This window comes from Microbacterium sp. KRD172, from assembly GCF_017168295.1.
Classification (GTDB): Bacteria; Actinomycetota; Actinomycetes; order Actinomycetales; family Microbacteriaceae; genus Microbacterium; species Microbacterium profundi.
Genome location: NZ_JABFAS010000015.1, coordinates 1 through 251, shown reverse-complemented (window position 1 = coordinate 251; position 251 = coordinate 1). Strand labels below are relative to the sequence as shown.

The window sequence follows — 251 nt, the reverse complement described above, 5'->3', positions numbered from 1 at the left end:
TCGTGGCCTGGCACGCGCAGACCACCATGCACACCGAGCTCGTCATGATCCCGCTACGCATGGCGCTGTGGGAACGTGGCCGGCAAGGCCACCCGATCCAACCGAAACAGCTTCGAGCGCATAGCGACGCGGGAAGTCAATATACCGCTGTGGCATATACCGAAAGGCTCGCCCTCGACGGCATCGCGCCATCGATCGGGAGCGTCGGCGATGCGTACGATAACGCCCTCATGGAGACGATCAACGGCCTC

At 62.9% G+C, this 251-nt stretch carries 1 pseudogene; it reads left to right on the top strand.

Features of this window, described 5'->3' with window-relative positions:
* Nucleotides 1-251: pseudogene (locus tag J1M43_RS16115) on the top strand (DDE-type integrase/transposase/recombinase); the annotation flags it as partial.